The 22,967-nt window shown below is 62.5% G+C and carries 22 protein-coding genes; 6 read left to right on the top strand and 16 right to left on the bottom strand.

The annotated features are described in order from the left end of the window. Positions 1 to 111 precede the first annotated feature (111 nt). Complete coding sequence (locus ACQ4LH_RS15800) at positions 112 to 495, top strand: VOC family protein (RefSeq protein WP_430698016.1); 384 nt, start codon at positions 112 to 114, stop codon at positions 493 to 495. Between the two features lie 55 nt (positions 496 to 550). Here the strand turns inward: ACQ4LH_RS15800 and ACQ4LH_RS15795 are convergent, their stop codons facing one another. The 7 genes from ACQ4LH_RS15795 to ACQ4LH_RS15765 are packed head-to-tail and all read right to left on the bottom strand — an operon-like array spanning position 551 to position 9,739. Then, a complete protein-coding gene (locus tag ACQ4LH_RS15795; RefSeq protein WP_430698015.1) occupies positions 551 to 1,369 on the bottom strand; it encodes an SDR family oxidoreductase in 819 nt (272 codons plus the stop codon). Positions 1,370 to 1,404: 35 nt separating this feature from the next. Further along, positions 1,405 to 3,393 (bottom strand): acetyl/propionyl/methylcrotonyl-CoA carboxylase subunit alpha, encoded by a 1,989-nt coding sequence (locus tag ACQ4LH_RS15790; protein ID WP_430698014.1) that lies wholly within the window; start codon positions 3,391 to 3,393, stop codon positions 1,405 to 1,407. 54 nt (positions 3,394 to 3,447) lie between these two features. Continuing rightward, entirely contained in the window at positions 3,448 to 4,248 is an 801-nt protein-coding gene (locus ACQ4LH_RS15785; protein WP_430698013.1) for an enoyl-CoA hydratase/isomerase family protein, read from the bottom strand. A 10-nt stretch (positions 4,249 to 4,258) separates the two neighbouring features. Beyond that, a complete protein-coding gene (gene atuD, locus ACQ4LH_RS15780; RefSeq protein ID WP_430698012.1) occupies positions 4,259 to 5,419 on the bottom strand; it encodes a citronellyl-CoA dehydrogenase in 1,161 nt (386 codons plus the stop codon). An 18-nt stretch (positions 5,420 to 5,437) separates the two neighbouring features. Then, positions 5,438 to 7,054: a geranyl-CoA carboxylase subunit beta gene (atuC, locus tag ACQ4LH_RS15775; RefSeq protein WP_430698011.1), complete on the bottom strand. Its 1,617-nt coding sequence runs from the start codon at positions 7,052 to 7,054 to the stop codon at positions 5,438 to 5,440. 4 nt (positions 7,055 to 7,058) lie between these two features. Then, complete coding sequence (locus ACQ4LH_RS15770) at positions 7,059 to 7,937, bottom strand: SDR family oxidoreductase (protein ID WP_430698010.1); 879 nt, start codon at positions 7,935 to 7,937, stop codon at positions 7,059 to 7,061. A 2-nt stretch (positions 7,938 to 7,939) separates the two neighbouring features. Then, positions 7,940 to 9,739 (bottom strand): acyclic terpene utilization AtuA family protein, encoded by a 1,800-nt coding sequence (locus ACQ4LH_RS15765; RefSeq protein WP_430698009.1) that lies wholly within the window; start codon positions 9,737 to 9,739, stop codon positions 7,940 to 7,942. Positions 9,740 to 9,980: 241 nt separating this feature from the next. On the opposite strand from ACQ4LH_RS15765, the gene ACQ4LH_RS15760 reads away from it, so the two are divergent. From ACQ4LH_RS15760 to ACQ4LH_RS15750, 3 genes are all read left to right on the top strand, one after another. Beyond that, positions 9,981 to 10,604, top strand: a complete 624-nt coding sequence (locus ACQ4LH_RS15760) for a TetR/AcrR family transcriptional regulator (protein ID WP_339414247.1) — start codon at positions 9,981 to 9,983, stop codon at positions 10,602 to 10,604. A gap of 146 nt (positions 10,605 to 10,750) precedes the next feature. After that, positions 10,751 to 11,500 carry a substrate-binding periplasmic protein gene (locus ACQ4LH_RS15755; RefSeq protein WP_430698027.1) on the top strand — a complete coding sequence of 250 codons (750 nt, stop codon included), beginning with the start codon at positions 10,751 to 10,753 and terminating at the stop codon, positions 11,498 to 11,500. A gap of 110 nt (positions 11,501 to 11,610) precedes the next feature. After that, positions 11,611 to 12,393, top strand: a complete 783-nt coding sequence (locus ACQ4LH_RS15750; RefSeq protein WP_275961458.1) for a substrate-binding periplasmic protein — start codon at positions 11,611 to 11,613, stop codon at positions 12,391 to 12,393. Here the strand turns inward: ACQ4LH_RS15750 and ACQ4LH_RS15745 are convergent. Further along, a complete protein-coding gene (locus ACQ4LH_RS15745; protein ID WP_430698008.1) occupies positions 12,344 to 13,102 on the bottom strand; it encodes a CPBP family intramembrane glutamic endopeptidase in 759 nt (252 codons plus the stop codon). The two genes, ACQ4LH_RS15750 and ACQ4LH_RS15745, sit on opposite strands and share 50 nt — an antisense overlap. Before the next feature lie 22 nt (positions 13,103 to 13,124). Continuing rightward, the gene (locus ACQ4LH_RS15740; RefSeq protein WP_430698007.1) at positions 13,125 to 13,292 is read right to left on the bottom strand and encodes a DUF2897 family protein; all 168 of its coding nucleotides are present in this window, start codon (positions 13,290 to 13,292) and stop codon (positions 13,125 to 13,127) included. A gap of 185 nt (positions 13,293 to 13,477) precedes the next feature. On the opposite strand from ACQ4LH_RS15740, the gene ACQ4LH_RS15735 reads away from it, so the two are divergent. Further along, positions 13,478 to 14,782: an ATP-binding protein gene (locus tag ACQ4LH_RS15735; protein WP_430698006.1), complete on the top strand. Its 1,305-nt coding sequence runs from the start codon at positions 13,478 to 13,480 to the stop codon at positions 14,780 to 14,782. A gap of 1 nt (position 14,783) precedes the next feature. Beyond that, positions 14,784 to 15,695, top strand: a complete 912-nt coding sequence (locus tag ACQ4LH_RS15730; RefSeq protein WP_430698005.1) for a response regulator — start codon at positions 14,784 to 14,786, stop codon at positions 15,693 to 15,695. A gap of 99 nt (positions 15,696 to 15,794) precedes the next feature. On the opposite strand, the gene ACQ4LH_RS15725 is transcribed toward ACQ4LH_RS15730, so the two are convergent. The 7 genes from ACQ4LH_RS15725 to ACQ4LH_RS15695 all read right to left on the bottom strand — a co-directional run bounded on the left by ACQ4LH_RS15725 (position 15,795) and on the right by ACQ4LH_RS15695 (position 22,831). After that, entirely contained in the window at positions 15,795 to 17,141 is a 1,347-nt protein-coding gene (locus ACQ4LH_RS15725; RefSeq protein WP_424482652.1) for a class II 3-deoxy-7-phosphoheptulonate synthase, read from the bottom strand. A 106-nt stretch (positions 17,142 to 17,247) separates the two neighbouring features. Then, the gene (locus ACQ4LH_RS15720; protein WP_430698004.1) at positions 17,248 to 17,787 is read right to left on the bottom strand and encodes a hypothetical protein; all 540 of its coding nucleotides are present in this window, start codon (positions 17,785 to 17,787) and stop codon (positions 17,248 to 17,250) included. After that, positions 17,751 to 19,037 carry an N-acyl-D-glutamate amidohydrolase gene (locus tag ACQ4LH_RS15715; protein WP_430698003.1) on the bottom strand — a complete coding sequence of 429 codons (1,287 nt, stop codon included), beginning with the start codon at positions 19,035 to 19,037 and terminating at the stop codon, positions 17,751 to 17,753. Before ACQ4LH_RS15715 ends, ACQ4LH_RS15720 begins: the two co-directional genes overlap by 37 nt. Further along, positions 19,034 to 19,774, bottom strand: a complete 741-nt coding sequence (locus ACQ4LH_RS15710) for a sulfite exporter TauE/SafE family protein (protein ID WP_430698002.1) — start codon at positions 19,772 to 19,774, stop codon at positions 19,034 to 19,036. Before ACQ4LH_RS15710 ends, ACQ4LH_RS15715 begins: the two co-directional genes overlap by 4 nt. Next, positions 19,774 to 20,556: an SDR family NAD(P)-dependent oxidoreductase gene (locus tag ACQ4LH_RS15705; protein ID WP_430698001.1), complete on the bottom strand. Its 783-nt coding sequence runs from the start codon at positions 20,554 to 20,556 to the stop codon at positions 19,774 to 19,776. The genes ACQ4LH_RS15710 and ACQ4LH_RS15705 overlap by 1 nt, the downstream gene beginning before the upstream one ends. Beyond that, entirely contained in the window at positions 20,556 to 21,491 is a 936-nt protein-coding gene (locus ACQ4LH_RS15700; RefSeq protein WP_430698000.1) for a bile acid:sodium symporter family protein, read from the bottom strand. Before ACQ4LH_RS15700 ends, ACQ4LH_RS15705 begins: the two co-directional genes overlap by 1 nt. After that, complete coding sequence (locus ACQ4LH_RS15695; RefSeq protein ID WP_430697999.1) at positions 21,491 to 22,831, bottom strand: flavin-containing monooxygenase; 1,341 nt, start codon at positions 22,829 to 22,831, stop codon at positions 21,491 to 21,493. The genes ACQ4LH_RS15700 and ACQ4LH_RS15695 overlap by 1 nt, the downstream gene beginning before the upstream one ends. Positions 22,832 to 22,967 lie beyond the last annotated feature (136 nt).

The raw sequence follows: 22,967 nt of genomic DNA, 5'->3' as shown, positions 1-22,967 counted from the left end.
TGGACGGGCAGATCGGCAAATAGCGCTGCAGCTGTGTATTGCCAGTGCGCGCGGGGCTGTGGCATTAGTTCGACACGCCAGCGCACTTGCGCGCAGAACCAGGAGGGTGCGATGAACCTGAACCAAATCACCGTGGCGGTCACCGATGTGCCGCGTTCTATTCGCTTTTATCAGGGCCTGGGCCTGCAACTGATTGTCGAGAGCCTGCCGGACTATGCGCGGTTCTGCTGCCCGGATGGCCAGGCGAGTTTTTCCCTGAGCAAGGTTGCCCAGGTGCCGGCGAGCCAGACGTTGATCTACTTCGAATGCGCCGAACTGGATCAGACCGTCGCCCGCCTGCAGGCCCAGGGTGTCGGGTTCAGCATGCTGCCGACCGATCAGCCCTGGCTGTGGCGCGAAGCCTATCTGCAGGACCCCGATGGCAATCCGCTGTGTCTGTATCACGCCGGTGAGAATCGCTTGAACCCGCCTTGGCGGCTCCAACAAGGCGCTTAATGCACTGCGTCCAGACCCGCTCTAAGGTGAACGGGCGTTGGTATGGCCTGCCGATTTAGTCGACAAACAGATCGTTCATCAGTTTGCCGGCCGGGTCATAGCGGTACTGCTCGAAGTCGCTCTGGCCCTGTTCACGCAGGATTTCCTCGTCGATCAGCAGGCGCCCGCTGATGCTGCGTTCGCTGCTGGACAGGATGGTGTGGGCGGCATCGGCCATGATCGCCGGCAGGCGCGCGGCCTTCATCACCGCCGGACCGCCGGCCTCGAACTCGATGGCGGCGGTGGCGATCACCGTTTTCGGCCACAGCGAGTTGACGCTGATACCGTACTTCTTGAATTCCTCATGCATGCCTAAGGTCAGCATGCTCATGCCGTACTTGGTGGTGGTGTAGGGGCCGTAGTTGGCGAACCACTTGGGGTCGAGGTTAAGCGGCGGTGACAAGCTGAGAATATGGCCCTTACTCTGCTTAAGGTAGGGCAGGGCCGCCTGGCTGCAGACCATTACCGCGCGGGTGTTGATCTGGAACATCAGGTCGAAGCGCTTAGGTTCGAGCTTTTCCACACCGACCAGCTTGATGGCCCCGGCGTTGTTGATCAGCGCGTCGATGCCGCCAAAATGTTCAGCGGCCTGAACCATGGCGGCTTTTACCGCGTTTTCGTCACGTACATCGACTTGCAGGGCCAGGGCCTTGCCGCCCACTTCCTCGACTTCGGCGGTCACCGAGTGGATGGTGCCGGGTAGCTTGGCATGAGGCTCGGCGCTTTTCGCCGCAATCACGATATTGGCCCCCTCACGCGCAGCGCGCAGGGCGATTTCACGGCCGATGCCGCGGCTGGCTCCGGTGATAAAGAGGGTTTTGCCTTGCAGTGACATACGGCTTCTCCAATTTTATTTTTATGTAGGGTGGGTCAGGCCTCTGCGGCTTCGATTTCCACCAGCAGCTGTCGGTTCTTCACCTGATCGCCACGGCTGACGCCAATCCGGCGTACCACACCGTCGATGCTGGCCTTGAGCGGGTGTTCCATCTTCATCGCTTCCAACACCACCAGCAGTTGGCCTTTGCTGACGCTGGCGCCTTCTTCCACCAGCACCTCGACAATCGCGCCATCCATCGGCGCCTTGACGCTGCCCGAGCCTGCACCGGCGGCGCTGCTGACGGGCAAATGGGTGATATCGCTCAGCTGCAGATTGCCGTTATGGCCATACAGCCAGAGGTTTTCGCCGGCCAGGTGATAGGCCAGGCGCTGGCGAATGCCGTCCAGTTCCAGGGTGGCCCAGCGGCCGTCGCTGGCCAGCAGTTTGAGGCTGATCTGCTGTTCGCCAATCGTGGCCAGCAGGCTGGGCTGTGGGCCGTCGCCCAGCACTTCCAGCTCCACGGCAAATGGCTGTTCGCCCTGTTTAAGCAGAAAGCGCCATGGCGCGCTGCCGGCGTTGCGCCAGCCGGAGAGCCCCGGTTGGTGCGCGCGGGCATTGGCCGATTGCTGGAACAGCAGGGCGGCTGCGGCGGCCAGTTCGCTGGCTTTTGGCGGCTGCGGGCTAAGGCTCGGGTCGCTGGCGAAATGCTCGGCGATAAACGCGGTGGTGGCATTGCCGGCGGCAAACTCGGGGTGGCTGAGCAGGTTGGCGAGAAAGCGCTGGTTGCCGTTGACGCCCAGCAGCACGCAATCCTCAACCGCACGCACCAGCTTGCGTCGTGCTTCTTCGCGGGTGGCGCCATAGGCGATGACCTTGGCCAGCATCGGGTCATAGAACGGCGTGATGGCCTGGCCTTCGACCAGGCCGTGGTCGATGCGAATGCCATCGCGAAGCGCCGGCTCCCAACGCAGTGCAGTGCCGGTTTGCGGTAGGAAATTCTGCGTGGCGTCTTCGGCGTACAGGCGCACTTCCATGGCATGGCCGGTGAGGCGGATCTCGTCCTGCTTAAGCGGCAGCGGCTGGCCTTCGGCCACGCGAATCTGCCAGGCGACCAGATCTTGCCCGGTGATCAGTTCGGTGACCGGATGCTCCACCTGTAGACGGGTGTTCATTTCCAAGAAGAAGAATTCGCCGCTCTGATCGAGGAGAAACTCCACGGTGCCAGCGCCGACGTAGTTCACCGACGCCGCCGCTTTCACCGCAGCCTCGCCCATGGCTTGACGCAGCTCAGGTGTCATCACCGGGCAGGGCGCTTCCTCGACCACCTTCTGGTGGCGGCGTTGCACCGAGCAGTCGCGCTCGCCGAGATAAACGATGCTGCCGTGCTGGTCGCCGAACACCTGGATTTCCACATGGCGCGGTTGGATTACCGCGCGCTCGAGAATCAGCTCGCCGGAGCCGAAGGCGTTCTGTGCCTCGGAGCGAGCGGTGCGGATCTGCGCCAGTAGCTCGCCAGATTCGTGTACCAGACGCATGCCACGGCCACCGCCGCCAGCACTGGCCTTGATCATCAGCGGGTAGCCGATGCGACCGGCCTCGCGGCTCAGGGTGTCGTCGTCCTGGGCTGCGCCCTCAAAACCGGGAATACACGGCACGCCGGCTTCGAGCATGGCGATTTTCGACAGGCGCTTGCTGCCCATCAGGTGGATGGCTTCCACGGTCGGGCCGATAAATACGATGCCAGCGGCCTCACAGGCGCGGGCGAAGTCGGCGTTTTCCGAGAGAAAGCCGTAGCCAGGGTGGATCGCGTCGGCCCCGGTTTTCTGCGCTGCCTTGATAATGTTGTCGATGACGAGATAGGACTGGTTGACCTGGGCCGGGCCGATGCACACGGCTTCATCGGCTTGCTGCACATGGCGTGCGCCGGCGTCGGCTTCCGAGTAGACGGCCACGGTGCGGTAGCCGAGGTCCTGGGCGGTGCGCATCACCCGGCAGGCGATTTCCCCGCGGTTGGCGATCAGGATTTTGTTAAAGGCGGGCATCTGTGTGCTCCTGCTGGGGTCGTAAACCTGGCGATCAGGTCTGTTGTTGGGGGCTTATTCAGCAGCCCACTTCGGCGCACGTTTCTGCATAAAGGCCATGGTGCCCTCGATGCCTTCGCCGCCGGTTACCGCTGCGGCAAACTGCTCGGCTGCGCGGTCCAGCAAAGGTCCGAGTGCTTCGTATTCGGCGGCCAGCAACAGGGCTTTGGTCTGGGCATTGGCCTGCGGCGCGCATTGACGCACCTGGCTCAGTACCTGGTGCAAACGGGCGTCAACGGCTTCGCTATCGGCTTCGCTGAAATGCACCAGGCCCAGGCGTTCGGCCTCGCTGCCATTGAAACGGGCGGCGGTAAGGGCCAGGCGACGGGTCTGGGTCAGGCCAATGCGCCGCACCACAAAGGGTGCAATCTGCGCCGGCAGAATCCCTAAGGTGGTTTCTGGCAGACCAAACTTGGCGTCCTGCTGGCAGATGGCGATATCCGACACGCAGGCCAGGCCGAAACCGCCGCCGAGCACTGCGCCTTCGAGCACGGCGATCAGCACTTGCGGCGTGTTCTGCGCTTCTTCCAGCAAGCTGCCGAAGGCGCGGTTAAGGCTGCGGTAGGCGTCGCCACCAGCTGCACGAGCACCGGCCATATCCTTGATATCGCCACCGGCGCAGAAATGCCCACCGGCACCGCGCAGGACAATGGCGCGCACGCTCAGATCATTGCGCAGGCTTTCCAGCACCGCGCGCAATTCGCTGACCATGGCCAGGCTCATGGCGTTGCGGCTGTCCGGGCGGTTGAGGGTGATGTGCAGCACACCAGCGTCGAGGCTTAGCAGCAGGGTTTCGCAGTTCGGTAGAGCGGCCATGGTCGCGTCCTCAGCCTTTCTTTTTGCCAGGCAGAATGCCCATCAGCTTGCAGATAATGCCCAGCATGATTTCGTCGGCACCGCCGCCGATGCTCACCAGGCGCACGTCGCGGTAAGCACGGGCCACCGGGTTTTCCCACATGTAGCCCATGCCGCCCCAGTACTGCAGGCAGCTGTCGGTGACTTCACGGCCGAGGCGGCCGGCCTTGAGCTTGGCCATCGAGGCCAGGTTGGTTACATCGCGGCCGCGCACGTACTGCTCGGTGGCCTGATAAACCAGGGCGCGCAGGCACTCGACTTCGGTCTGCAGCTCGGCCATGCGGAAGTGGATGACCTGGTTGTCGATCAGCGCATTGCCGAAGGTCTTGCGCTCCTTGCAGTAGTCGATGGTGGCGTTGATGCAGTGCTCCAGGCCCTTGATCATATTGGCCGCGCCGAATAGGCGCTCTTCCTGGAACTGCAGCATCTGCATCATAAAACCGGCGCCTTCGTGGCCGATGCGGTAGCGCTGCGGCACGCGCACGTTGTCGAAGAACACCTGGGCGGTCTCCGAGCTGCGCATGCCGAGTTTGTCCAGATGCGGGCTGACCGAAATTCCCGGGGTGTTCATCGGCACCATGATCAGCGACTTGTTGACGTGCGGCTTGTCGTCCGAGGTATTGGCCAGCAGGCAGATAAAGTCGGCGGAAGGGGAGTTGGTGATCCACATCTTGCTGCCGTTGATCACATAGTCGCCGCCGTCTTTCTTGGCGGTGGTCTTTAGCCCGGCGACATCCGAGCCGGCACCGACTTCGGATACGCCGATGCAGCCGACCATCTCGCCGGCAATCGCCGGTTTGAGGAATTCCTCGCGCAGCTCATCGGAGCCGAAGCGCGCCAAAGCTGGGGTGCACATATCGGTCTGCACGCCGATGGACATCGGGATGCCGCCGCAGATGATGGTGCCGAACTCTTCGGCGGCGACGATCGAGTAGCTGTAATCCAGGCCCATGCCGCCGAATTTCTCCGGCTTGGAGATGCCCAGCAGGCCGAGGTCGCCGGCTTTCTTGAAAATCTCGTGGATCGGGAAGCGGCCGTCTTTTTCCCATTGTTCGACGTGCGGGTTGATTTCCTTGTCGACAAAGTTACGGACCGTGCGGCGCAGCTCTTCGTGTTCTTGGGTGAAGATCATTTTTTATTCTCCGAAGGGTTACAGGCGGGCTACGCCGAAAGTGGTGGTTTTAAGCGGGCGAACAGCGGCTTCGGCACAGATATCCAGCAGATAGCCGAGCAGATTGCGCGTATCGCGCGGGTCGATCAGGCCGTCGTCCCACAGGCTGGCGGTGCCATAGAGCGCGGTGGACTGACTGTCGAGTTTTTGTGCAGTGACGGTTTCCAGCATGTCGAGCATTTTCGGGTCGGCTTCCTTGCCTTCCTTCAGGTGTTTTTCCTCGGTGACGATACGCAGCACCTTGCCGGCCTGAGCGCCACCCATTACGGCGGTTTTGCTGTTGGGCCAGGCGAAGATAAAGCGCGGGTCCAGACCACGGCCGCACATGGCGTAGTTGCCGGCGCCGTAGGAGCCGCCAACGACGATGGTCAGTTTCGGCACCGTGGCGTTGGCCACTGCCTGGATCATCTTCGAGCCGTGCTTGATCACGCCGAGCTGTTCCGACTCTGTGCCGACCATAAAACCGGTGGTGTTGTGGAAGAACAGGATCGGCGTGTTGCTCTGCTCGCACAGCTGGATAAATTGCGCCGCCTTGGCCGCGCCTTGCGGGGTGATCGGGCCGTTGTTGCCGATAAAGCCGCACGGCTGGCCTTCGATCTGCAAGTGGCCGCAGACGGTCTGGTTGTCGAACTCGTTCTTGAAGTCGAGAAACGCCGAACCGTCGGCGATGCGGGCGATGATTTCGCGTACGTCGTAGGGTTTCTTCGCGTCTGCCGGGACCAGGCCGAGCAGTTCTTCGACCGGATACAGCGGCTCGTTGTAGGCCTTGGTCGGGCGCGCCGGCAGCTGAGCATTCCACGGCAGCATGGCAAGAATTTCCCGGGCGATGCGCACGCCATCGGCGTCGTTCTCGGCCAGGTACTCGGCGGTGCCGGCGACCTGGGCGTGCATCTCGGCGCCGCCCAATTGCTCATCGGTGGCGATCTCGCCGGTGGCGGCTTTCAGCAGCGGCGGGCCGGCGAGGAACATCTTGGCCTTGCCGCGCACCACCACCACATAGTCCGACAATCCCGGCTGGTAAGCCCCGCCTGCGGTGCTTGAACCGTGCACCACGGTGATCTGCGGCAAACCCATGGCCGACATGCGTGCCTGGTTGGCAAAGCCCCGTGCACCTTCGACAAAGATATCGGCGGCGTAATTGAGGTTGGCACCGCCGCTTTCGGTGAGTGCTACAACCGGCAGTTTGTTCTCGAAGGCAATCTGCTGCAGACGCAGGGTTTTCTTCAGTCCTGTGGGGGAGATGGTGCCGCCCTTGATCGCGCTGTTGCTGGCGGTGACCAGGCAGCGCACCCCGGCGATATAGCCGATGCCGGAAATAATCCCGCCACCGGCCTGGGTGCCGTCCTTGTCGTCGTGCAACTTGTAGCCAGCCAGCGACGACAGTTCGAGAAACGGCGCGCCGGGGTCGAGCAACAGATTCAGGCGTTCACGCGGCAGCAGCTGGCCGCGCTTTTCGAATTTCGCTTTGGCCTCGGCGGCCTTGTTCAGGCAGTTATGTTCGATCTGGCGAAAGCTGTCGACGGCTGCGAGCATGGCTTCGCGGTTCTTGGCGAATTCCTCGCCATGCACGTCAATCTCGGAATGGATTACCGGCATCGCATCACTCTCCCTGGTCTTTCAGCACATCGGGCAAATAGGCCCGGTGGAAGCCGTTGTAAGACTGGCTTTGCCCGGCCTTGGCCTTGAACAGCGGGAAGGCGCGGCTGCCCTGGCTGGCGGCGCCGTCAATGCGCACCGTGTTGCCACTGATAAAGGCGGCGCCCGGCGATAGCAGAAAGACGATGGCCGCTGAGACTTCCGATTCTGTGCCGATACGCTTGAGCGGCACGTGCTCGCGTAGGGTCGGGATCACCGCCTTGAACGCGCCCTCGTAGGTGTCCATACCGCTGGAGGCGACCCAGCCCGGTGCCACGGCATTGACCCGCACCCCGGCGTGGCCCCACTCGACGGCGGCGGTCTTGGTAAAGTTCTCCATACCGGCCCTTGCCGCCCCCGAATGGCCCATGCCGGGCATGCCGCCCCACATGTCGGCGAGCATATTGACGATGCTGCCGCCGTTCTTGCTCATGCTCTGGTTGAACACCTCGCGGGCCATCAGAAAGCCGCCGACCAGATTGGTACGCACCACGGTCTCGAAGCCTTTCTGGTTGATCGAGGCGAGCGGCGAGGGGTACTGGCCGCCGGCATTGTTGACCAGGTGGTGGATCGGCCCGCGTTCGTTGACCACTGCCGCGACCATGGCCTTGACCGATTCCTCGTCACGGATGTCGCAGACTTGGAAGCTGACGCTGCCGCCATCCTCACGGATTTCGCCGGCAGTCTTTTCCAGCTTGTCGGCCTTGCGTCCGACCAGCACCACATGAGCGCCGAGGGCGGCCAGCTCATGGGCGGTGCAGCGGCCGATGCCGCTGCCGCCACCGGTGACCATGATGGTCTGGCCGCTAAAGAGGTCGGGTTTAAAGACTGAGTCGTAGCTCATTGTTATTGTCCTTGTTCGAGGCTAGCGGCCAGCGCCTTGGGCACAGGTATCGGGAATTCCAGCAACTGTTGGGCGAAGGCCTTGCCTTGCGGGTCGATGCGCAGGGAGGCGACGCCGCCGCCGCCCAGGGCGTTCTCCAGCAGGAAGTTCAGGCTATGGCTGCCGGGCAGATACCAGCGGCTGACCTTGCTGGTTTGCGGGTCGAGCGTGTGCTGCATCCATTCGGCCACGGCACCCTCACTCAGCGCAGCGGCGATCCAGGCCAAGTACTCGGGCTTTCTGGCCATTACACCAATATTGCTGTGATTGCCCTTGTCGCCAGAGCGCGCCACCGCCAGCTTGATCAGCGATACGCAGGCGTCGGCCTGGCCGCTTGGTAGCGGGGCGGCGATGTCGGCGGCGATCTGTGCGCTATCCAGCACCGCGATCTGCGGCAGTGCGACAGGTGTGCGTTCGCCGTTCAGTTCCACTTCCATGGTGCAGGCGCCTTTGTCAGCGAGAAAGCTGAACAGGCGGATTACCGGGTAAACCGTAGGGCGGCCGCCGACGATGCCGGTCAGGCCCGGCGCCATGCCGGTAGCTGCCTGGGCGATCTCGCGGGAGAAGAGGATCAGCGCTTCTTTCTTGGCATGGCGCACGGCGATCTTGATCACGATCTCGCGGGTATCGGCGCGCTGGCCACGGGGGCCGTAGGTGGCCTCTGAGCCCAGCAATTCAATGCTGACTTCCTTGTAGGGCCCCCAGCCGCGTTCGGCGAACATTTCCTCGGTTTTGTTGATGATTGCCTGGCTGACCCGCTCGGCTTTCTTCACCGCATCGATACCAGCCATCAAGCAGCTGGCGGTGCAGCGGAAGCCGTCCGGGTGGGTGGCGCTGACCTTGTATTGATCAGTTGGCGGCAGGCCGCGTGCGCCTTTCAGTTCAACCCGGTTTTCGCCGACTTGGGTCAGTTGCACCTGGGTGAAATCGCAGAGCACGTCGGGCAGGTAATAGGCCCGTGGGTCGCCAATTTCATAGAGCATCTGCTCGCCCACGGTAAAAGGCGTGACCAAGCCGCCGGAACCATCCGGCTTGGCCACGACAAAACTGCCATCGGCTGCCACTTCTACCACCGGAAAGCCGATATGTTCGTAGTCCGGCACGCTTTCCCAGTCGGTGAAGTTGCCGCCGGTGCACTGCGCGCCGCATTCGATGATATGCCCGGCCAGCGCGGCCTGAGCCAGTTGGTCGTAGTCGCTCCAGCTCCAGCCAAATTCATGTACCAGGGCGGCGCTGACCACAGCGCTGTCGACCACGCGGCCGGTGATCACGATATCCGCGCCGAGCTGCAAGGCTTCGACGATGCCCGGTGCACCGAGGTAGGCGTTGACCGACACGCAGAAGGGCGGCAACGGCGCGCCACTGAACATCTCGACTGTGCCGGCCTTGGCCAGCTCGCCGAGCTTGGGCAGCAGGTTGTCGCCGTGCAGCACGGCAATCTTCAAGTTGACCCCGGCCTGCTCGCAAGCGGCGGCCAGAGCGGCTGCGCAGGCGCTGGGGTTGACCCCGCCGGCGTTGCTGATTACGCGGATGTTCTTGGCGGCGATAGTGCCCAGCAGCGGCGCCAGGGTTTCCACAAAGTCGGTGGCGTAGCCGGCGTCCGGCTTCTTCATCCGCGCGCCAGCCATGATCGACATGGTCACTTCGGCCAGGTAGTCGAATACCAGGTAATCCAGATCGGTGCCCTGTACCAGCTGGGCGGCGGCGGTGCTGGTGTCGCCCCAGAAGGCGGAAGCGCAGCCGATGCGTACGGTTTTAGTCATTGGAATAGGTCCGCAACACATGAATAAGGTGAATTGAAGGCTACCAAGCAAGCGCTTGGTTGAAAAGCCCCGGTGCGAATCTTTCTACCCTAAAGTGTGGCCAAGCGCTTGCTTGGGTGGCTGGCGCAGCATAAATTTCACTAATAACGACAAGCACTTGGGTAAACCAGCTGAGAACCAGCGTGCAATTGCAGGCTGGGCGCTTGGCCCGAGGCATAAAGAGAGTTGGAGAGTACTTAGCGTGGATGATCAACAAGCTCAGGCGGTGATGCAGCAACTGGTGGCCAGCGGGCAGATCACCGACCCGGACAGCGCACGCGGCAAGCTGCTGCAAACCGCCGCGCACCTGTTTCGCAGCAAGGGCTACGAGCGTACTACCGTGCGCGACCTGGCCAGCGCCGTGGGCATTCAGTCCGGCAGCATCTTTCATCACTTCAAGAGCAAGGACGAAATCCTGCGTTCGGTGATGGAGGAGACCATTCGCTACAACACCGCGCTGATGCAGGCCTCCTTGGCCGAAGCTAGCGACCTGCGCGGCCGCGTGCTGGCGCTGATCCGCTGTGAGCTGCAGTCGATCATGGGCGGCACCGGCGAGGCCATGGCGGTGCTGGTGTATGAGTGGCGCTCGCTGTCGGAGCCGGGCCAGGCGTTTATCCTCGAGCTGCGCGACAACTACGAACAGCTCTGGCTGCAGGTGCTGGGTGAGGCCAAGGCTGCCGGTTATTTCAAGGCCGACCCGTTTATTTTGCGCCGTCTGCTGACCGGCGCACTAAGCTGGACCACTACCTGGTTCCGCCCGGAAGGCCCGATGACCCTCGATCAGCTGGCCGAAGAGGCGCTGTCGCTGGTAATCAAGGAAGCTTGAGGAAATTCAGCTACGCTAAGGTGGCACATTGATAGTATTTTGGCGTCAACGGATTGTGAGTGGTTTTGGTCACGGAAGAAGTCCCTGCGTTTTGTTCTGAGGTTCGCCGTTTGGCCACGCTGTTACGAGGTTTGCTGCTCGGGTTGATGCTTTCTGCGGTATGCGTTGCGCAGGCCGCGGAAGAGGTGCGAGTGGGGGCCTACCATTTCCCGCCCTATGTGATTAAACCGGAAAGTGAGCGCCCAGGTGGCCTGCTACCGGAGTTGTTGCAGGCACTCAATCAACTGCAAAGCGACTATCGCTTTACCCTGGTCGCGACCTCGACCATGCGCCGTTATCGCGATCTGCAAAGCGGCCGTTTCGACCTGATTCTGTTCGAATCCCCAGCCTGGGGCTGGCAAGACACCGCGCATACCGCACTGGATCTGCATATCGAAGATGCCGAAGTCTATGTCGCACGCCTGCAGCCAGGCCGTGACGAGCGGTATTTCGACTCGCTCGAAGGCAAGCGCATGGCCCTGTACAGCGGCTATCACTACGGTTTTGCCGGGTTCAACTCGGACAAGCAGTTTCTCACCGATAGATTCAACGCGATGTTGACCTACTCTCACGACAGCAACCTGGTCATGCTGCTGCGCGGCCGGGCCGATGTGGCGGTGGTTACGCGCTCTTACCTGCGCGCTTATCAGCAGCGTTACCCGGAGCAGAGCAGCGCCTTGCTGGTTTCCCAGCGGGTTGACCAGGTGTATCAGCACCAGGCGTTGTTCCGTCCGGAGTCTGCGCTGCAGCCGCAAGCCTTTGCCGAGTTGCTCAAACAGCTCAATCGCGACAAACAGCTGGATAAACTGCTGGGGCGCTACCATTTGCGTGACGCATCAGTGCTGATAAATGACTGAAAATGCTCTGTTCGGTCAGATTTGCCTAGGGTAGGCTGCGGTTATCCGAAAAATAGGGAAGTTGGCGTCAAATGGGATTCATCAGGCGTGGGGTAAGCAGGTTTTTCGGCATGAGTCTGGCGTTGCTGCTGGCCGGGCCGCTTATGGCTGCGCAGGAAGTGCGCGTGGCCGCTGTGTATTTCCCGCCTTATGTGTTCAAGACTGAACAGACCCAGGCCACCGGTTTGCTCGAAGAGCTGGTAACGGCCCTGAACCAGGCCCAGACGGACTATCGCTTTGTTATGGTGCCAACCTCGGTAAAGCGCCGCTTTCGTGATTTCGAGCAGCAGCGCATCGACCTGGCGATTTTCGAGAATCCAGGCTGGGGCTGGCAGGACATTCCGCACGAGGCGCTGGATATGCGTCTGGAAGATTCCGAAGTGTTTGTCACCCGTGCTGAGCCGGGCCGCGATCAGCGTTATTTCGACTCGCTCGAAGGCAAGCGCCTGGCGCTCTGCCATGGTTATCACTATGCCTTTGCCGGCTTCAATTCTTCGCCGGAATACCTGAGCAAGACCTTCAACGCTACCTTGACCCATTCTCACGAAAGCAACCTGCTGATGGTGCTGCATCAGCGTGCGGAAATCGCCTTGGTTACGCGCTCCTATATCGGCGACTTCCTCGAACGCAATCGGCAGTACGCCGGGCAGTTGCTGATATCCGAACGCGCCGATCAGCGCTATCGCCATCATGTGCTGTTTCGCCCGCAGGCGCCGATTACGTCGGAGCAGTTTATGGCGATCTATGAACCGCTACGTGAGAACGGCCAGCTGGAGAAGATTTTTAGCCGCTACCAGGTTGCCGTCATGCCACCCGCAGCGGATAGCTCAATAGCAACAGGTGCAGCAGATTGACCGCACAATGCAAGGCGATGGCCAGGCTAATCCGCCCGCTGAAATGAAAGATCAGTCCATAACCCAGGCCCGCAATACCAGCGACCACAGCGAATAGCGGACTGAAAGGCACATGTACGGCGGCAAACAGCAGCGTCGTCAGGCCAATCCCCACCCAGGCTCCGAGCCAGCTGACCAGGCGGCTTTGCAGCAAACCGCGAAACAGCAGTTCCTCGGCCAGCACGGCCACTCCCAGGTTGACCGCCAACCACAGCCATAGCTGCGCTGGCCATTTCGGTTGCCAGCCGACCAGACCCAGCGCCAATGCCAGCAGCGGTACACCGAGCAGCGTCAGCGCGGCGGTGAGCCAGACGCTTTTTGAGAGTGATTTGCTCGGCGTTTTTTGCCCCAGCCACCAGGCCAGTAGCGTGACGCCGACCAGCAGCTTGTCCCAGGACAAACGCAGAGCGTAAGGCGCGGCATCGGCACTCAGTTGGCGCGGCGGCCACAGGGGTGTGGCGCTAAACCCGGGGACGAGGTGCGCGGCGAAAGCGATGCAGGCCAGCAGGCTCAGGGTTGTCCATAACGCGTTGGGCAGGTGCTTGTCGGCATGCAGCAGTAATGCGCAGAGAGCGGTTCCGGCGGCCAATCCAGATAGTTGGATATAACCCAGGGCAAACCCGGTGGCCAGGCACAGGGCTGGCAGCATCAGGCGCAGATGCAATGGCATGGTACGTCCTTGTCGTTTGCGGTTAAGGCTCGCGGGCGTCCTTGGCTTCTTGCTCAAGCTGGCGTTGGCGGATCCTCTCCAGCTGTTCCTCGCTTAGCGGCAGCGGTTTGGCCGTGCGCAGCAGCACCATCAGGCCACCCACGATGGAGCCCAGCACCAGGAGCATCAGCAACCAGATATACCAGGTCATAAAAGCCGTCCTTGCAGAGTTGAGCCTCCACCATAGCGCGCGGCGGCCAGCAATTAAACGCCAACAACCTTTTGCTGGACATAACGCGCCGCTCTGGCTCGGGGTAGGTGAGTGTGACGACTGTCACACGGCAGCAACTTGGCGCTGGTTGAATGGCGACTTTCCAACGCACAGGGAGTTTGCCCATGACCACTGCCAGCGCGCTCACGCGCTTGCTCAAGCCGGTTACGCCGTTGGCTGCGGACATGAGCATCGCCGATGTCGCGGATCGCCTGCTGACGCCGGAGCACAAGGCCTTTCTCTCGCTGCCGATTGTCGATAGCACCGGCAGGCCGCTGGGTCTGGTCAGCCGTACCACCTTGCAGGACATCTTTATGCAGCGTTTTGGCCGCGACTTGCGCGGCCGCCATGCGGTGCAGGAGGTGATGAACGCGGCGCCGCTGGTGGTCAGCCTGGATACCAGCCTGGAGGATGCGGCCAAGCAGATCACCGGGCAGCTGCAATACCCGATCACCGAAGACTTTATCCTGGTTGACGCCCAGGGCCTGTATCGCGGCCTGGGCACCGTGCTCGATCTGCTCAAGGCCATGGAGGCGCGCATCGCTCAGCGCAACCTGGTGCTGCGCAAGGCCCTGGTGGAGCTCAAGGAGTCACAGACCCAGCTGGTGCAGTCAGAGAAGATGGCTTCGCTCGGGCAGATGGTCGCCGGCGTCGCCCACGAACTGAACACCCCGCTGGGCTATGTGAAGAACAACGTGCAGTTGCTGCGCGAACTCAGTGCGCCGCTGTTCGAACTGGCCGAGGCGCAAGCCGCACTGGGCGACTGCCTGAATGATCCGGCCTGTGATGAGGCGCGCCTGGCCATGGCCCTGGACACTGCTGCCGAGGCCCGCGTCAAGGCCGCGCCGGAACTGCTGGTGGACGACTTTACCCAGCTGTTCAGCGACACCCTCTATGGCCTGGAGCAGATTGCCGAGCTGGTGGTCGGGCTGAAGGATTTCGCTCGCCTGGACCGCGCCATGAGCGAGGAGGTCGACCTCAATGAGTGCATCCGCAGCGCCCTGGTGATTGCCCGCAACGGCATCAAGGACAAGGCCGAAACCATCCTGCAGCTGGGCGAGTTGCCGCGCATTCCCTGCGCGCCTTCGCAGATCAACCAGGTTCTACTCAACCTGCTAAACAACGCCGCCCAGGCCATCGACGGTTTCGGCCAGATCCTGGTGAAAACCTGGGCCGATGACAGCGCCGTGTTTGTTTCCCTGCAGGACTCGGGGCGCGGTATGTCGGCCGAGGTGCTGGCGCGCATCTTTGATCCGTTCTTCACCACCAAGCCGGTGGGCCAGGGCACCGGGCTGGGGTTGTCGATCAGCTACAAGATCATCCAGGACCACGGCGGGCAGATTCGCGCGGCGTCCGAGCCTGGGCGCGGTACGCGCTTTCTGATCCGCCTGCCGCGCCCGCAGGCGCTACCACTACAACGGAGTGCCTGATATGAGCGAGCCGATTCGTATTCTGTTTGTGGACGATGAAGAGCGCATCCTGCGCAGCCTGGCCCTGCAGTTTCGCCGCGAGTACGAGGTACTGACCGAGAGCGACCCACTCCGTGCGTTAGAGCGCCTGAAAAGCGAGCGTGTGCAGATTATCGTCAGTGACCAGCGCATGCCGCAGATGAGTGGCGCCGAACTGCTGGCCCAGGCGCGGCAGATTGCCCCCGATACCCTGCGCATTCTGCTGACCGGTTACAGCGATCTGGATGCCGCTGTAGAAGCACTCAACAGTGGCGGCATCTTCCGTTACCTGACCAAACCCTGGGACCAGCAGGAAATGGCTTTCACCCTGCGCCAGGCGGCGCAGATTGCTGCACGCCAGTTGCAGGCGCCGAAAGTGCTGACGGCCATACCGCAGGCGGCGATCAATGTGCTGCTCTTGGATGAGGATGCGCCGACCCTGGCTGTAGTGGCCGAGTTCTGCGTGGCCGGTGGCCATCGCCTGCTGCGCGCGGCATCGTTGAGCGAGGCCGTGGCGCTGCTTAACAGCCAGCCGATTGATCTGTTGGTCAGTGACCTGCAAGTAGCAGGCGAAGACACCGCGCCGCTGCTGAAAAGTCTGGCTCAAGCCCATCCGCGTTTACTTAGCCTGGTGGTGACGCCGTTCTGCGATACCCAGGCGCTGCTCAAGCTGATCAATGAAGCGCAGATTTTCCGCTACCTGCCCAAACCGATTCGTCGCGGTCTGTTCGACAAGGGTTTGCAGGCCGCCGCCGAGCAGGCGCAACTGTGGCGCGCGCAGCCGGCGCAGGTGGTCACTCGCCTGGCACAGCAGCCGCGTGAAGAGCGGGAGCGGGAGAAGGTTGGCAGTTTGCTCGGCATGCTCGGGCGTTTGCGTGAACGCCTGATTGCCTGATTGGATCAAGAGTTGATCGCGGGCATGGCCCGCTCCTACAAACGAGATAGTGCGTAGGAGCGGCGGGGGTGCCTAACCCATGCCCGCGAAAAACAGCCGTTAGCGGCGGACTTGCTTAAGGGTTTCGGCGATCAGGAAGGCCAGTTCCAGCGACTGGTCGGCGTTCATCCGAGGGTCGCAGTGGGTGTGGTAGCGATCCGACAGGCCGTCTTCGGTGATTGGCCGCGCGCCGCCAATGCACTCGGTAACGTTCTGCCCGGTCATTTCGATATGGATACCACCGGCGTAGCTGCCCTCTGCCTGGTGCACGGCGAAGAACTGCTTCACTTCGGCCAGAATCTGCGCAAAGTCGCGGGTCTTGTAGCCGCTTGAGGCCTTGATGGTGTTGCCGTGCATCGGGTCACTGCTCCACAGCACCTGGCGACCTTCGCGTTGCACGGTCTGGATCAGGCGCGGCAGACCGGCTTCGACCTTGTCGGCGCCCATGCGCACGATCAGGTTGAGGCGGCCGGGATCGTTGTCCGGGTTGAGGATATCGATCAGGCGGATCAGGTCTTCGCTGTCCATGCTCGGGCCGACTTTCACCCCAATCGGGTTGCCGACGCCGCGCAGGAACTCGACATGCGCGCCGTCCAGCTGACGGGTGCGATCGCCGATCCACAGCATATGCGCCGAGCAGTCGTACCAGCCGCCGGTAAGGCTGTCCTTGCGCACAAAGGCCTGTTCGTAATTCAGCAGCAGTGCTTCGTGGGCGGTGAAGAAGCTGGTTTCGCGCACTTGCGCCGCGCCGTCCATACCGCAGGCGCGCATAAAGGCCAGGGTTTCGTCGATCCGGTCGGCCAGTGCGCTGTATTTCTCGCCCAGCGCCGAGTTGGCGATAAAGTCGAGGTTCCACTGATGCACCTGATGCAGGTCGGCAAAGCCGCCCTGGGCAAAGGCGCGCAGCAGGTTCAGCGAGGCGGTGGACTGGTGGTAGGCCTGCAGCAGGCGCTCCGGGTCCGGCACGCGGCTGGCCGAGTCGAAACCGATGCCGTTGACGATATCGCCGCGGTAGGCGGGCAGGGTCACCCCGTCGATGGTCTCGTCATTGGCCGAGCGTGGCTTGGCGAACTGGCCGGCCATGCGCCCGACTTTGACCACCGGGCAACCGGCGGCAAAGGTCATTACGATGGCCATCTGCAGCAGCACCTTGAAGGTGTCGCGGATTTTTGCCGCGCTGAACTCGGCAAAGCTCTCGGCGCAATCGCCACCCTGCAAGAGAAACGCGCGACCCTGGGTGACTTCGGCAAACTGGCGACGCAGTTCACGGGCTTCACCGGCAAACACCAGCGGCGGATAACCGGCCAGGGTCTGCTCGACCTGGGCCAGTTGCGCGGCGTTCGGGTACTGCGGTTGTTGCTGGATCGGCTTGGCTCTCCAGCTTTCAGGGCTCCAGGGTTGCGACATTACGGCTCTCGGCTTAAGTCAATTTAGGCGGACGGGCATGGTAACCGATAAGCCATGACCGGCAAGCCGATAGGCGCGATAGAGCCGCTGCATGGTGACGTACGGCTCAGGCCGTAGCGGGTTTGAAGCCTGCTGCTGGCGCTGTGCGCGGCGTAACGTCACGCCCCGGCAGAAAGCTGCCGAAGCCCTGTTGTTTGCCCAGCTCAACGGGGAACTCGCTGCCGCGGCGGTAGGCGATGCGACCGTTGATCAGCGTCGCCTCCACGGCCGCGTCATTGCGTTTGACCACGCGCTCCAGGCCGAGCACGTCCATCGGCGCTTCATGGATCTCGTCCAGTTCATCGGTCAGCCCAGCCGGGTTGACGATCACCAGATCGGCGCGGTCGCCAACACGGATATAACCGGCGTCGACGCCGATAAAGTCCGCCAATTCGCCACTCAGGCGGTGGATGGCGCGGCCCATGTCCATAAAGGGCGTGCCGGCCAGTTCGGCGTCACGCACATATTTAAGGAAGCGCAGCGGGAAGTTGTACTGGGCGATGGAACGCAGGTGCGCGCCAGAGTCGGCAAAGCCCGGCTGGGTCCAGGGGCTGGAGAGCAGCTTGTGCATCACCGGCAGGCGCTGGTTGCCGTAGCAGGTGGCCACTTCAGCGCTTCGCGGTACTGGCAGGCCAATTCGAAGTAGGCGTCCACCGGGTCGAGGCCACGGGCGGCGCCGAGTTGCTTGAAGTTCTTGCCAACCATACTGGCGTCCGGGCACTCGCTTACCCAGCAATCGGAGAAGTCGCGGTGCCACAGGCCCTTGGTGAGGATGGCCTTGACCTGCTTCTTGAACAACGCGCGGAACTCCGGCTCCAGCACCTTGGCGTACAGCTCGTCCGGGTCCTTGATATTGCGCAGGATCTCGCCGGCGCCGAACTCCTCGAAGGCGTTCACGTTGAGCCCTTCCAGGCGCAGGTTGAAGGGCGCTGGCAGGGTCTGCCAGCGGAAGTGGCCGCGCAGCACACGGTTGGCCAGCCAGCCGGAGAGGCGGGTAAAGCGGTGCAGCAGCGGCTGCGACTTCAAGTCCAGGGCGGTGAGCATCGAGCATTTCAGCGGCTTTCTAAACCAGCCGTGGGCCTGATAGAGGAAGGCGAACACATTGACCTTGGTCACTGCATCCGGCGCGCCCTGGAGCACCGCACCACGCCGGCGTAGCACGGCGAAAAGGCGGGAGAACTCGGTCCAGCTGGCAAAGGTCGATGGCAGCGGGCTGGACCAGGCGCGGTCGCCGTCCATCTTGTCGAGTTTGGTGGTCATCACCGACAGGCCGATGCAGCCGGCGTCCAGCGCTTCTTCCAGCAGTTGTTCCATGCGCGCCAGTTCAGCTTCAGTCGGTTTGATCTTACTGGTGGCGCGCTCCAGACCAAGCACCGCTACGCGCAGCTCGGAGTGGCCGAGGAAGGAACTGACATTCGGCCCCAGCGGCTGCAGATCGTAGAAGGCGCGGTAGCCGGCGGCGTCGCGCCAGGTCTTCTTCTGTTGCAGGATCGGCAGCACGTATTCGCGCGGCACCGCCTCAACGCGGGTGAACAGGTCCGAGCAGTCCTCAGCGTCGGCCAACGCCATGCTGATCGAGCAGGAGCCGATGGTCACGCTGGTCACGCCGTGGCGCACCGACTCCTTCAATGCGGGGGCAGCGATCACTTCGGCGTCGTAGTGCGAGTGGATTTCCAGAAAGCCCGGCGTTACCCACTTGCCATCGGCGTCCAGGACCTCGGGGCAGCCGCTTTCATCCAGTGGGCTGAGGCTCAGCACATCGATGCGTCCGTCTTTGATGCCGATATGCCGCAGTTGCCCGGGTTGGTTGCTGCCGTCGAAGTACAGGCCGTTCTTGATAATGATGTCGTGGCTCATAGCAGACTCCAGGGCGCTAACAGCAGGCCGCCGGTAACCAGCAGCAACAGGTAGATGGCAATACGGAAATGCTGCTCGTTAAAGCGCCGATGCAGGCTCTCACCCAGCCACACGCCGATCAGCAGTAAGGGCGCATAGCTGGCGACTTGCGGCAGGGCGGGGAGTAGGCGGCCGTCGAGCAGAAAGGCCAGGGTCAGCAGGCTGTTGAGGGTGAACCACACCGTGACCAGGGTGGCGCGCAGGCGCGCCTTGTCCAGTTGGGTGCCGGCCAGGGCGAATACCAGCAGCGGGCCGCCGGAGGCGAACAGGCCGTGACTGATGCCCGCACACAGGCTGAGCAGGCGGCTGAGCCACATGGGTCGCACGGGTTGCACGGCCGCATGACGCAGGCGCCATAGCTCGCGGGCGGCAAACCACAGCACCAGCGCGCCAAACAGGCGCTTGGTCAGGGCGGCGTCGAGGAAGGGCAGCAGGGCATAACCGATAACCGTGCCGAACAGCATGCCGGGCAGGATCATGCCCAGCAGCAGGCGGCGGTCGATCATCTGCCGATGCCGCCAGACCAGGTAGCCGGTCATGCAGATATTCAGCGGCACCAGTACCGGCAGCAGCTGATCAATGGGCAGCAGTAGGGCGCCCAGCGAAAGGGCGATCACGATGCTGCCGAAGCCGGTGATTGCCTCCAGTGTGTATGCCAACAGGATAAAACCCGCCAGGGCCAGCCAGATAACCTCCATCAGCCCATCTCCGCGGCGAAGCGTGCGCTCATCTTGCGGTAGTAAAAGTCGGGGGCGATGCGCCAGAGCAGACTGGCCAACCAGCTGCCGCGGTCGGGGAACAGCCGCTCGCGGCCTTGCCTCTGCGCCTGGAGAATCTGCGCGGCCATCCAGTCGGCGCCGCGTACCTGGCCGATGGTTGAGCGGCCGTGCTGCGCCTGCTTGCCATCGCCGCCGAGGGCGTTCTGTTCGATCGGTGTATCGAGAAAGCTCGGGTAGACCAGCAGTATGCGGATGCCGTCGCGGGCGGCCTCGGCGCGCAGTACCTCGAAGAACTGGCCGAGGGCGCTTTTTGCTGCGCAATAGCCAGCACGACCCAGCACCGGCATCCAGCCGGCCATGGAGCCGATGGCGATGATCTGCCCACGGCTCTGGCGCAGCAGCGGTAGGGCGCTCAGGGTCAGCTCTACGGGAGCCTGATAGTCGACGGCCATGACTTTGCGCAGCACCGCTGGGTCTGTCTGCATGGCCGGCGAGCGGTGGGTGATGCCGGCGTTATTGATCAGCACATCGAGGCGGCCGAAGCGCTCGCTGCAGGTTTGCAGCAATTGCTGATGCAGGTGCGGGTCGGTGATATCGCCGGCCAGCCCGATTACCCGCTCGGCACCCAGTTCATTCACCCGCGCGGTCAGGCCGTCTGCATTGATATCGGTGAGCAGCAGATTGCAGCCTTGGCCGTGATAGGCGCGCGCAAGCTGCCAGCCGAGGCCGCTGGCGGCCCCGGTGATCAAGATGGTGGGCATTATTTTTCTCCAGCGTTAGCCAGTGCCGCAGGGGCGGGTGAAGCGGCGATGGGCTCGCGGCGCGACCAGATAAATGCCAGCGTCAGGCCGCTGACCAAGTGCCAGCAGCCCCAGAACGCAGCGATCAGCAGCATGCCGCTGGCCTGCGGGAAGAAGGTGAAGATGATCACCAGGCCCAGGGCCGAGTTCTGGATACCGACCTCCAGAGTGATCGCCCGGCGATCTGCTGCCGGCAGCCCGGAAAGCCGCGCGCACCCGTAACCCACCGCCAACGCCAGGGCGTTGTGCGCCACCACCAGCCAGAAGAACAGATGGAAGTGCGCGATAAACTGGTCGAAGTTGCGGCTAAAGGCCAGGGTGACGAAGGCCAGCATCACCAGCAGGGCAAAGATGCGCAGCGGCTTTTCCACCTTGAGTGACAGGCTGGGAAAGCGCCGGCCGATCCACATGCCGGCGATCAACGGTAGGCCCAGTACCAGCAGTACCAAGAGCAGCAAGCTGATCGGGTCCATGGCGATTTCAGTCAGCAGCGGGCGGGTCAGTGGATTAAGCCAGGCATAAAAGCCGAAGTTCAGCGGCGTCAGCACACTGGCGGCGAGGCTGGATACCGCAGTCATGCTGACCGACACCGCCACATTGCCACGGGCCATCCAGGTCATGATGTTGGAGAAGCTGCCGCCGGGGCAGGCCGCCACCAGCATCATGCCCAGGGCCAGCATCGGCTCGATGCGCAGCGCCCAGCAGGCCAGACAGGTCAGCGCCGGCAGCAGGACAAATTGCGCGAACAGGCCAATCAGCGGCGCCTTGGGCTCGCGGACGATGCGTTTGAAGTCATCCAGGCGCAGCTCCAGCGAGACGCCGAACATCATCACCGCAACGATGACGTTGATCAGCACCAGGCTGCTGGGGTCGAACTGGATATTCACCGGCTCCATCACAGGCTTCCTTCAACAGTGCGGCTGGCGGTAGCGGGCAGCGCGGCCAGGCCGGCGCGCAGACTGTTGCTGTGTTGCGCGATGCTCTGACGATAGCTGTCCTTGTGCACGTAGTAGGCCATGCGCTCCAGTTGCAGGTATTGGTAGCCACCGTCCATGCGCATGCTCGCTCGTTCGCGTTTGAGTGCCTGGAAGTCCTTGGCCGCCTGTCTGCCAGCCTGCAGGCCTTTGATATATAGCGCCACCAGCTCGGCCTGCTCGTCGCGGCCCTGCCAGCCGAGGCCCGAGGCTTCGACCATACCCAGCATAAACAGGTCGTCGTACTCGGGGTGGAACACGTTGAGGTACAGCTGCGGCGCGCCGGCGCTACTCGGCCAGTTGAGGTGCGCGCGGTCGATAAAGGGGTAGTCGAGCTTGTAACCGGTGCCTTGCAGAATCAGGTCGTACTCGGCCTGTTCGCCATCGCTGAAGGTCACCTGCAGGCCGTCGACCTTGGCCACATCGCGGCGCGCCTTGATATCGCCATGGCCGAGGTAATGCAGCACCAGGGAGTTCATCACCGGGTGTGATTCGTAGAGTTTGTAATCCGGGTCGGGCAGGCCGTATTGGGAAGGCTTGCCGACCAGGGCACGAATCAGCAGGCCGTCGAGAAACTGCTTGAGTGGGCGCGGCAGTTTGATTGCGCCGCCGAGGGTGTCGGTGGGCCTGCCCAGGGTGAATTTGGGCAGGAAGTAATAGCCACGACGCACCGAGAGGTCCACCGAGGCGGCGCGGTGCACGGCGTCCACGGCGATATCGCAGGCCGAATTGCCGCAGCCGATCACCAACACGCGCTTGCCGTCGAATACTGCAGGGGAGCGGTAGTCGCTGGAGTGCATCAGCTTGCCGCTGAATTCGCCCGGCAGCGCCGGCTGGTTGGGCGTGTGCAGGGTGCCGTTGGCCATCAGCACGCCGTCGAACAGCCATTCACGTTGCACGCCGTTGTGCTCGCTGATCAGCTTCCAGCCTTTGTCCAAGCGCTGGATTTCCACCACGCGGGTATTGAACTGGTAGTGCGCATACAGCCCGAAGTGCTCGGCGTAGTCGCGGAAATAGCGGCGCATCTCACTGTGATGCGGGTAGGGGGCCACCTCGGCGCGCATCGGAAACTCGCTGAACTGAGTGGTGCCCTTGGAGGAAATCAGGTGCGCCGAGTCGTACATGGTGCTGTGCGGATTATCGATGTCCCACAGGCCGCCGACATCCGCGTGCAGTTCGAAACCGACAAAGTCGATGCCGTGCTTGTGCAGTTGACGTGCTGTACACAGCCCCATGGGGCCGGCACCAATAATGGCGTACATGGCAAACCTCGATAATTGTTTTTATTGTTGTAGCCGCATAACGACGAACTCGGCGCTCCCGACTGCGGCAAATTATCGCGTGACCAGGGGAGGGTGCCTCAATGACAATTAGCGCCTTTCCCCTGGCCGAAATGGT

Source organism: Pseudomonas peli (assembly GCF_050563605.1).
GTDB lineage: Bacteria > Pseudomonadota > Gammaproteobacteria > Pseudomonadales > Pseudomonadaceae > Aquipseudomonas > Aquipseudomonas peli_A.
Note: the sequence above shows the minus strand (reverse complement) of the source record. Positions and strands in the feature narration are given on the sequence as shown.